At 39.5% G+C, this 10962-nt stretch carries 10 protein-coding genes; 8 read left to right on the top strand and 2 right to left on the bottom strand.

Going from position 1 to position 10962, the window contains the following annotated elements; all coding sequences use genetic code 11:
- The first annotated feature begins 458 nt into the window (after nt 1–458).
- The 7 genes from I6E24_RS05285 to fucP all read left to right on the top strand — a co-directional run bounded on the left by I6E24_RS05285 (nt 459) and on the right by fucP (nt 8335).
- Entirely contained in the window at nt 459–1445 is a 987-nt protein-coding gene (locus tag I6E24_RS05285) for a GntR family transcriptional regulator (RefSeq protein WP_235326834.1), read from the top strand.
- Nucleotides 1446–1574: 129 nt separating this feature from the next.
- The gene (gene fucI / locus I6E24_RS05280; protein ID WP_235326832.1) at nt 1575–3347 is read left to right on the top strand and encodes an L-fucose isomerase; all 1773 of its coding nucleotides are present in this window, start codon (nt 1575–1577) and stop codon (nt 3345–3347) included.
- A gap of 106 nt (nt 3348–3453) precedes the next feature.
- On the top strand, nt 3454–4608 hold the full coding sequence (gene fucO / locus I6E24_RS05275; RefSeq protein WP_235326830.1) for a lactaldehyde reductase: 1155 nt from the start codon (nt 3454–3456) through the stop codon (nt 4606–4608).
- A complete protein-coding gene (locus I6E24_RS05270; protein ID WP_235326828.1) occupies nt 4605–5243 on the top strand; it encodes a class II aldolase/adducin family protein in 639 nt (212 codons plus the stop codon). Before fucO ends, I6E24_RS05270 begins: the two co-directional genes overlap by 4 nt.
- Nucleotides 5240–6589, top strand: coding sequence for a rhamnulokinase (locus I6E24_RS05265; protein ID WP_235326826.1), 1350 nt, complete (start codon nt 5240–5242; stop codon nt 6587–6589). The genes I6E24_RS05270 and I6E24_RS05265 overlap by 4 nt, the downstream gene beginning before the upstream one ends.
- Before the next feature lie 12 nt (nt 6590–6601).
- Nucleotides 6602–6988 (top strand): L-rhamnose mutarotase, encoded by a 387-nt coding sequence (locus tag I6E24_RS05260; RefSeq protein WP_394800363.1) that lies wholly within the window; start codon nt 6602–6604, stop codon nt 6986–6988.
- 48 nt (nt 6989–7036) lie between these two features.
- Nucleotides 7037–8335: an L-fucose:H+ symporter permease gene (gene fucP / locus I6E24_RS05255; protein ID WP_235326822.1), complete on the top strand. Its 1299-nt coding sequence runs from the start codon at nt 7037–7039 to the stop codon at nt 8333–8335.
- Between the two features lie 82 nt (nt 8336–8417).
- Here the strand turns inward: fucP and I6E24_RS05250 are convergent, their stop codons facing one another.
- A complete protein-coding gene (locus I6E24_RS05250) occupies nt 8418–9188 on the bottom strand; it encodes an ABC transporter ATP-binding protein (protein ID WP_235326821.1) in 771 nt (256 codons plus the stop codon).
- Nucleotides 9185–9928 (bottom strand): MlaE family ABC transporter permease, encoded by a 744-nt coding sequence (locus I6E24_RS05245; protein ID WP_235326819.1) that lies wholly within the window; start codon nt 9926–9928, stop codon nt 9185–9187. Before I6E24_RS05245 ends, I6E24_RS05250 begins: the two co-directional genes overlap by 4 nt.
- A 203-nt stretch (nt 9929–10131) precedes the next feature.
- Between I6E24_RS05245 and lptB the strand changes: the two genes are divergently transcribed.
- Nucleotides 10132–10887, top strand: coding sequence for an LPS export ABC transporter ATP-binding protein (gene lptB / locus I6E24_RS05240; protein WP_235326840.1), 756 nt, complete (start codon nt 10132–10134; stop codon nt 10885–10887).
- The last annotated feature ends 75 nt before the right edge of the window (nt 10888–10962 follow it).

The raw sequence follows: 10962 nt of genomic DNA, 5'->3' as shown, positions 1-10962 counted from the left end.
TTTGAGGCGATCAGCCTCACTCAATTCAAGCACTTTTATATGTTTCATGATTCAATTTCTAAAATATCATGAGACAATATTAATAATTTATGCTGAATATAAAAATATTTTAGATCACTTACTTAATGATTAAACTTTATATAACAATGAATCTGTCTCCTTATTTTGCTTTAATATGCAAATGTAAAAAAATACTTTCAGAATTGCAAATTCATGACAATACTCCACATGCTTCAAAATACACTCTAAAACATGGGCAAATTTCAGGTAAAACGTGGGCAAGTCTAAAATCGAATTTGGGCAAGTTTTAATCCTGATTTGGGCAGTTTGAATTGAAGTTGTGATTGGCCATGTCTTTTTTTATTTTTCTGTTGTTAAACATGTCCTAATCTTTTGCTGTGATAAATAAAATTCATTCCTTTGCGTCAGTATGGTTCAGCACAGTTAAAGTATTGCAAATGAAAGAAAAAGTAAGCTTTGGACAGCAGTCTACAAAGGTTAAGCAACTTTCTGATATCATTGAACAGGATATCATGATTGGAAAATATAAGACAGATACAAGTCTGCCTTCTATTAATTATCTTAGTAAGGCTTACAATGTTTCGCGCGATACTGTTTTTAAGGCGTTTTCTGATTTGCGCGAGAGGAAACTTATAGATTCAACTCCAGGTAAAGGTTATTATGTAATCAATCGTCAGGAGAAAATCTTTCTTTTGCTTGACGAATATTCTCCTTTTAAAAATACATTATATAATAGCTTTATACGAAAACTTTCTACTTCGTATAAGGTTGATTTATGGTTTCATCAATATAATGAGCATATTTTCAATACTATTTTGCACGAAGCAATAGGACGCTACAATTATTATGTGGTAATGAATTTTGATAACGAGAAATTTTCTCCTTTATTCAATAAAATAAATCCTTCCCGCCTGTTGCTTCTTGATTTTGGAAAGTTCGAGAAAGATAATTATTCTTATATCTGCCAGAATTTTGATGATGAATTCTATAATGCCCTCACTCTGCTGACAGAAAGACTGAGGAAATATCGTAAGATTGTATTTCAGTTGCCGGCTGATTCAAAACATCCTAGGGTGTCGGCTGACAGTTTCAGGCAGTATTGTCATGATAATGATATAGTTTCTGAAATATCGGAACAGGAGGATGTCTTAGATGTTGAAAATGGTGTGGCTTATATAGTCATACGACAGACAGATGTTGTGAATATAATAAAAAGGAGTAGGGAAAAGGGAATGAAATGCGGACGCGATTTTGGTATTATTGCATATAATGACACGCCTGCATACGAAGTTATAGACGACGGAATCACTGCATTGAGTGTAAATTGGGATGAGATGGGAAAACAGGCTGCTAAATTCATACTTACAGGTGTGCCAGTCCGGACTTATCTTCATACTGAGGTACATTTACGTAATTCAGTATAAATTCAGTTTTACTCATATACAGTAGTTCCTTTATTAATACAGATGAATCAGCATAGTTCAGCATAGTTGTGTCATGCTGGAATATGTCAGTAAAAATATTAGATACAAACTTTATAAACTATCGAAACAATGAAAAATTATCCGAAAATCGGGATTCGTCCCACAATCGACGGACGTCAGGGTGGTGTTCGCGAAAGTCTTGAAGAAAAAACAATGAACCTTGCCAAGGCTGTGGCAGAACTTATTTCTTCTAATCTGAAAAATGGAGACGGAAGTCCTGTTGAATGTGTTATCGCTTATTCTACTATAGGACGTGTGGCTGAAAGTGCAGCATGTGCGGAAAAGTTTGAACGTGAAGGTGTAGGTGCTACTATAACCGTTACTTCATGCTGGTGTTATGGAGCTGAAACAATGGATATGAATCCTTATTATCCAAAGGCTGTTTGGGGATTCAACGGAACTGAAAGACCGGGAGCTGTTTATCTGGCAGCGGTACTTGCGGGACATGCACAGAAAGGTTTGCCTGCTTTTGGTATCTATGGTCATGATGTACAGGATATCGAAGATAATACAATCCCAGCAGATGTAGCTGAAAAGATTCTTCGTTTTGCTCGTGCGGCACAGGCTGTTGCAACAATGCGTGGCAAGTCATATCTCTCTATGGGTAGTGTGTCAATGGGTATTGCAGGGTCTATCGTAAATCCTGATTTCTTCCAGGAATATCTCGGAATGCGTAATGAGTCTGTTGACTTGACTGAAATAATCCGTCGTATGACTGAAGGTATCTACGATAAGGAAGAATATGCCAAAGCTATGGCGTGGACAGAGAAGTATTGCAAGAAGAACGAAGGTATTGATTTCAATGTAGATGCAAAGAAAAAGACTCGTGAAGAAAAGGATGCCGACTGGGAATTTATCGTCAAGATGACTATCATCATGCGCGACCTTATGACTGGTAATCCTAAACTGAAGGAAATGGGATTCAAGGAAGAAGCTTTAGGACATAATGCAATTGCTGCCGGCTTCCAGGGACAACGCCAGTGGACTGACTTCTATCCAAACGGTGATTATTCTGAAGCGTTGCTTAATACATCGTTCGACTGGAACGGTATCCGTGAAGCATTCGTTGTGGCTACTGAAAACGATGCTTGCAACGGGGTTGCTATGCTCTTCGGTCACTTGTTGACAAACCGTGCACAGATCTTCTCTGATGTACGTACATACTGGAGTCCGGAAGCTGTTAAGCGTGTGACAGGAAAAGAACTTACAGGATTGGCAAAGAACGGTATCATACACCTTATCAATTCCGGTGCAACAACTCTTGACGGAACAGGCCAGCAGACAGATGCGGAGGGAAATCCTACAATGAAACCGGCTTGGGAAATCACAGATGCTGAAGTGGAAAAATGTCTTGAAGCTACTACATGGTATCCTGCTAACAGAGATTATTTCCGTGGAGGCGGTTTCTCTTCAAACTTCCTGTCAAAAGGCGGTATGCCTGTCACTATGAGCCGTCTTAACTTGGTGAAAGGCCTTGGTCCTGTGCTTCAGATTGCAGAAGGTTGGACTGTGGAAATTGATCATGAAATACATAAACATCTTGACGAACGTACTGACCGCACATGGCCTACTACATGGTTCGTACCACGCTTGTGCGACAAACCTGCGTTCAAGGATGTATATTCTGTAATGAATAACTGGGGAGCAAACCATGGAGCTATCAGCTATGGTCATATCGGTCAGGATCTGATTACTTTGGCTTCAATTCTCCGTATCCCTGTATGTATGCACAATGTTGACGATGATAAGATTTTCCGTCCTGCTGCATGGAATGCATTCGGTATGGATAAAGAAGGTGCTGACTATAGAGCATGCCAGAATTATGGACCAATTTATAAGTAATTGATGAATTGTTGTTGGTGATTATAAGATTATAGTTAATTTTGAAGATTATGAACATACGGTGAAAATTCGCTGTCTGTTCGTGACTTCATAAAATCAGATTATTATGATAAACCGATTTATATTGAACGAAGTATCTTACTTCGGTCCTGGAGCAAGGGAAGTGCTTCCAAAAGAGATTTCACGTCTGGGTTTGAAAAAAGCTTTTGTAGCTACAGACAAGGATTTGATAAAGTTTGGTGTTGCCGAAAAAGTATTGTCAGTATTGCGCAATGCCAATATCCCATACGAAGTATTCAGCGAAATCAAGCCTAACCCGACAGTCTCTAATGTTAAGGCAGGTCTTGCAGCATATGCAGCTTCAGGAGCAGATTTCATAATAGCCATAGGCGGCGGTTCATCAATGGACACAGCCAAGGCTATTGGTATCATAACCAACAATCCTGAATTCTCAGATGTAGTATCTCTTGAAGGAGTTGCCGATACAAAGAAGAAATCAGTGCCTATCATAGCTCTTCCAACTACAGCCGGAACAGCAGCAGAAGTTACAATCAATTATGTTATCACCGATGAGGAAAACCAGAAGAAGATGGTTTGCGTTGACCCTAACGATATCCCTGCCATTGCAATAGTTGATGCTGAACTTATGTACACTCTTCCTAAGAGTCTGACAGCCGCTACAGGTCTGGACGCATTGACTCATGCCATCGAAGGTCTTATCACTAAAGGTGCATGGGAGATGAGTGACATGTTTGAAATCAAGGCAATCGAGATGATAGCACGCTATCTTGAAACAGCAGTGAACGAACCAAACAATGCGGAAGCCCGTAACGGAATGGCCGTTGCACAGTACATAGCCGGTATGGCCTTCTCTAACGTAGGTTTGGGAGTAGTGCATGGTATGGCTCATCCATTGGGAGCAATCTTCGACATTCCTCACGGTGTTGCTAATGCATTGCTTTTGCCAACAATCATGGAATTCAATGCTCCAGCAGCGCTTGACAAGTATGTTGACATAGCTAAGGCAATGAATGTCTATTCAGCAGGAATGACAAAAGAGGAAGCTGCGGATGCTGCTGTTAAGGCGGTTAAGGAATTGTCTGTACGTGTAGGAATACCTCAGCATTTGTCAGAACTTGGAATCAAGGCAGAGGATCTTCCTTGTCTTGCCAAGGCTGCTTATGCAGATGTATGTACACCGGGAAATCCTCGTGAGGTGACAGAAGAAATTATTTTGGACTTATATAAGAAAGTATTATGATAACTAACGAACAGATAGAAAAATTCATTTCGGAAGCTCACCGTGTAGGCGATGCAGGTTTGACAATATGCAGTAGCGGTAACATCTCATGGAGAGTAGGTGATGAAGTTCTTCTTTCAGGTACAGGATCATGGGTACCGTCATTGCCAAAAGAAAAGGTTTCAATATGCAAACTTGAAACAGGTGAAGTTCTTAATGGAGTTAAACCGTCGATGGAGCATGGCTTTCATCTTGGAGTATTGAGAGAAAGACCTGACGTAAACGTGGTTCTTCACTTCCAGTCACCTTACGCAACAGCAGTTGCATGTATGAAGGAATTGCCTGAAGATTTTAATGTTACTGCTGAAGTACCTTGTCATGTAGGAGCAGAAATACCTGTAGTACCATATTTCAGGCCTGGTTCCAAAGAACTGGCAGAGGCTGTTGTCGCTGCCTTGAAAGATCATAATTCTGTCCTTCTTAGAAAACATGGTCAGGTAGTTTGTGGAAAAGATTTTGATCAAGCTTTCGAAAGAGCTATGTTTTTTGAGATGGCATGTCGAATCATTATTCTTTCAGGTGGTAAATATGATACGCTTACCGGTGCCGAGATAGATGATTTGGAAACCTACGTTTTAGGAAAGAAAACAAAATGAAAGAAGCAAATTTAGCAATAGACTTCGGGGGAGGTAGCGGGCGAGTGATTGCCGGCTACGTCTCCGATGGTAAAACTTGTCTGGATACGATATATCGTTTTCAGAACAGGCAGGTAAGGATGGGTGGCCATATATATTGGGATTTCCTTTCTCTTTTTGAAGATATGAAGAGAGGAATACGTATGGCTGTTGAAAAAGGATATAGAATAAAAAGTATCGGCATAGATACATGGGGTGTTGATTTCGGACTTATAGATAAGAATGGAAATCTCATAGGTAATCCGGTCTGTTACCGTGACAGTCGTACGGACGGTATGCCTGAAAAGGTTTTTAAGATTATTGATCCAAGCGAACATTACTCTGTCAGTGGCACACAGGTGATGGCAATAAACACGCTGTTTCAGCTTTATGCGATGAAAGAAGAAAACAGTCCGTTGCTTTCTGTGGCAGATAAGTTGTTGTTCATGCCTGATTTGTTCAGTTATTTCCTTACCGGTGTTGCAAATAATGAATATAGCATAGCATCTACTTCGGAGCTAATGGATATCAAGGCGCATAAGTGGAATTATGAACTTATACGCCAATTGGGATTGCCTGAACATATCTTCTGCGAAATCGTAATGCCTGGGCAGGAAAGAGGAGTGCTGAAGCCTGAGATAAAGGAAGAACTTGGGCTGGATTATGATGTTAAGGTTATAGCAGTGGCATCGCATGACACGGCGAGTGCGGTATATGCTGTTCCTGCTGATGAAAACGAAAAAGTGACAGCATTTTTAAGTTCAGGAACATGGTCTTTGCTTGGAGTAGTGACAGACGAGCCGATTCTTTCTGAAGAAGCCAGAGTTAACGGATTTACAAACGAAGGTGGTGTGAATGGTAAAATCTGTTTCCTACAGAATATCACCGGACTGTGGATTCTTCAGAAATTAATGTCCGAATGGGCAGAAGAAGGAAAATGTACTGAATACGATGTTCTGATTCCTGAAGCAGAGAAAGCGAATATATCATCAATAGTAGATGTTGACAATAACGTCTTTACCAGCCCGCTGAATATGGCAGACGCAATAATCTCTTATTGTAAGGAGAGCGGACAACAAATCCCGCAAACACAGGGAGAGTTTGTGAAATGCATATTGTTATCATTGGCAGACAGATACAAAAAAGGAATAGAGGGATTGAACAAATTATTGCCTCGTTCTGTTGAAAAATTACATATAATTGGTGGAGGTTCGCAAAACAAATATCTGAACCGACTGACGGCTTTGGCTACAGGACTTGATGTAGATGCCGGTCCGGTTGAGGCTACTGCCATAGGAAATATTTTAGTACAAAATTTAGATAAATAATATATTAAGGTAATACATATGGAAAATACTGGATATGCGGCAAAGAATCATGGCTGTAATGTGAAGAGATACTGTAGAACAATGGATTTGAGAAATAATCCGGAGTTGATAGCCGAATACAAATTGCGTCACAGCAAAGAAAAAATATGGTCTGAGATACTTGAAGGCATACGCAGCGTTGGAATATTGGAAATGGAGATTTATATTCTGGGGACAAGGCTTTTTATGATTGTGGAAACTTCATTGGATTTTGATTGGGATTCGGCAATGGAAAAACTGGCAGTATTGCCAAGACAGCAGGAGTGGGAAGATTATATGTCTATATTCCAGTGCTCAGAACCGGGAAGTACATCATCCGAGAAGTGGCAGCCTATGGAAAGGATGTTTTACCTGTATTGATTTTTATACCTTTCTATTAATTCATTAACCTAAACTTTAAAATTATTCATGAAACAATCTATTATTAGCAAAGACGGCGTAAGTTATTTGTTCCCTTTTGTGTTGATTACGTTTTGCTTTGCATTGTGGGGATTTGCAAACGATATTACCAATCCGATGGTAAAGGCTTTTTCAAAAATATTCAGAATGAGTGTTACTGATGGGGCTTTGGTACAAGTGGCTTTTTATGGCGGATATTTTGCTATGGCTTTTCCGGCAGCCATGTTTATAAGGAAATATACATATAAGGCCGGAGTACTGTTAGGACTGGGATTGTATGCTCTCGGTGCATTGGCTTTTTTCCCGGCAAAACTGACAGGTGACTATCATCCGTTTCTATTGGCATATTTTGTTATGACATGCGGATTGTCTTTTCTGGAAACAAGTTGTAATCCTTATATACTTTCAATGGGTCCGGAAGAAACAGCTACGCGTCGTCTTAATCTGGCTCAGGCATTCAATCCGATAGGTTCTCTGATGGGAATGTATGTTGCGATGAACTTTATCCAGAACAAGTTGCATCCAATGGATACTGTAGAAAGAGCGCAGTTGAGTCAGGCTGAATTTGAAGCAGTCAGGGACTCGGATTTGTCTGTTCTTATTGCTCCTTATCTGGTGATTGGTCTTGTTATTATAGCTATGCTTATAGTTATCAGGATGTCGAAGATGCCAAGAAATGCAGATCAGTCACATTCTATCGATTTTATTCCTACATTGAAGCGTATTTTCTCAAGAAGAAGATATAAGTATGGTGTCATAGCACAGTTCTTTTATGTAGGTGCTCAGATAATGTGCTGGACATTCATCATCCAGTACGGTACACGTCTGTTTATGGCACAAGGAATGGAAGAACAAGCGGCTGAGGTACTCTCTCAGAAATATAATATAGTGGCAATGATTATATTTTGTGTAAGTCGTTTCGTTTGTACATTTATGCTCCGTTTTGTCAAACCAGGAATGTTGCTTATGGTTTTGTCCGTAGCGGCAATAGTACTTACGGCAGGAGTTATTAGCCTGGAGAATATTGGGGGAATGTATTGTCTTGTAGGAGTTTCTGCTTGTATGTCTCTGATGTTCCCTACTATATATGGTATAGCATTGAAGGGTATGGGCGATGACGCAAAATTCGGTGCTGCCGGGCTGATTATGGCTATTCTTGGAGGATCTGTATTGCCACCGCTTCAGGCATCCATTATAGACTGCAAGACTTTGTTTGGAATGCCAGCCGTGAATATTTCGTTTATACTTCCGTTGATTTGTTTTGTCGTGATAGTAGTTTATGGGTATAAGATGAGACGAGAAGGATAAAATCTTCTGTCTATATATGAAAACAATACTTCCCTGTCAATATTTTCAATACAATATGAAATATCGGCAGGGAAGTATTGTTTTATAAGTTCTTGTTTTTATTTTCTTCAGTCTTTACTTTTCTTAAAAGGTCGGATGCAAAAATGAAATTGTTCAGCCTTTCATTTGTTGCCGTAAACACTTCATCTTTTGTGCCTGACCATTCTTTGTGTCCCTGATATATGTACAGGATACTGTCGCCTATACCCATCACTGAGTTCATGTCGTGGGTGTTGATGATGGTTGTCATGTTGAATTCTGTGGTGATGTCGTGTATAAGTTCGTCAATCACCAGAGATGTCTTAGGGTCAAGTCCTGAGTTTGGTTCGTCGCAAAACAGATATTGCGGGTTCAATGCTATTGCTCTGGCTATTGCTACTCGCTTTTGCATACCTCCACTTATCTCGCCTGGATATTTGTTTTGTGCATCCAGAAGGTTTACCCTGTCCAGACAGAATTGTGCGCGTTTTACCCTGTCGCGATATGTGTCGTTTGAAAACATATCAAGAGGAAACATGACATTCTCAAGTACGGACAGTGAATCGAATAATGCTGCGCTTTGGAATATCATTCCCATTTCCTTGCGTAAGGTTTTCTTTTCTACCTTACCCATACCAAGCAGATTCCTGTTGTCATAAAGCACTTCGCCTTTTTCGGGGGTTAATAGTCCCACTATACATTTCATAAGAACGGTTTTACCGGAACCGCTTTGACCTATAATGAGGTTGGTCTTTCCGTTTTCGAAAGTGAAATTGATGTCATCTAGGACAGTCTTTCCTTCAAATGACTTACATATAGATTTTAATTGTATCATCCCATTAATAGTTGTGTAAGAATTAAATCTGAGAATAGAATGAGTACGCTGCTTGATACTACAGCATTTGTACTGGCTTTACCTACTGAAATGGAGCCACCTTCTACCGTGTAACCGAAATAAGCCGAAACGCTGGCTATAATAAATGCAAAGAATAACGACTTGATAAAACTACACCATATATACCATTCGATGAAGCAGTATTGGAGACCATATTCAAGGTCCGTTGCATTCATTATTCCTGCAAACCATGCTGTACAGAAAGCCCCGACAATTCCTGCAAATATACTGAAAATAACCAGAAATGGAATCATTGTCATAAGTCCCAATATTTTAGGAAGTATAAGATATGAGGCTGAGTTTATACCCATAATTTCAAGTGCGTCTATTTGTTGTGTGACACGCATTGTGCCAATCTCAGAAGCTATGTTGGAACCTACCTTACCTGCCAGTATCAGACACATTATGGCTGATGAAAATTCAAGCAACAGGATTTCGCGTGTGGTATATCCTACTACGAATCTCGGCATCCATGGACTTTCTATGTTGAGCTTTATCTGGATACATATAACGGCTCCTATGAAGAATGAAATAAGGAGTACTATTCCAATGGAATTTATTCCGAGTTGGAATAATTCGTTCACATATTGTTTGAAATACATCCTAATTCTTTCTGGACGTGAAAAAACTCTGCCCATGAGAATGACGTATTTACCTAAAATACTGATTGGTCTTATCATGATGTTAAAAATAATTTGTTGCAAAAGTACTGTTTTTTAGCTATTAAATAATAAAAGATAGGATGATTTTAATGGAAATGACCATATAACCCAAGAATTTTACTACTTTTGTGCTCAAAATTGTCTATATGGAAGAATTGAAAGATAAAGAATACGAAGGTAACGCTGGGGGTACAAGCTCACAGGTGGATTATAACGAATGTATGGTACTTCGTACGGAGAATCTTGTCAAGAAATATGGTAAAAGAACTGTAGTAAACGATGTGTCGATAAATGTAAAACAGGGAGAAATCGTAGGTTTACTTGGACCTAACGGCGCAGGAAAAACTACATCGTTCTATATGACAACCGGACTGATTGTTCCAAATGAAGGGCATATTTTTTTGAATGATGAAGATATAACATCATATCCTGTCTATAAGCGTGCACAGAAGGGAATTGGTTATTTGGCACAGGAGGCTTCGGTGTTCAGAAAAATGAGTGTGGAGGATAATATAGCTTCAGTATTGGAACTTACAAACAAAAGTCCGGAATACCAAAAGGATAAACTGGAAAGCCTTATCGCTGAATTCAGATTACAGAAAGTAAGAAAGAATCTGGGAGATCAACTGTCGGGAGGTGAACGCAGAAGAACTGAGATTGCCAGATGTCTGGCTATCGATCCGAAATTCATAATGCTTGATGAACCGTTTGCCGGTGTAGACCCTATTGCGGTGGAGGATATTCAGCATATTGTTTGGAAGCTGAAGGATAAGAATATCGGAATTCTGATAACCGACCATAATGTTCAGGAAACTTTGAGCATTACGGATAGGGCATATCTGTTGTTTGAAGGAAGAATTCTTTTCCAGGGTACTCCGGAAGAACTAGCAGAAAACAAAATTGTGCGTGAAAAATATTTGAGTAATAGTTTTGTGCTTAGAAAAAAAGACTTCCAGGTACAACCGGAACGCGATTAATCAAATCGTGTGACGGCTTATTTGAAATTTTTTTTGTTCTGACTTTTTGGTAGTTGCAAGATTAAACACTATTTT

Origin of the sequence: Bacteroides caecigallinarum (assembly GCF_021530995.1) — a bacterium.
Lineage (GTDB): Bacteria > Bacteroidota > Bacteroidia > Bacteroidales > Bacteroidaceae > Phocaeicola > Phocaeicola faecigallinarum.
Note: the sequence above shows the minus strand (reverse complement) of the source record. Positions and strands in the feature narration are given on the sequence as shown.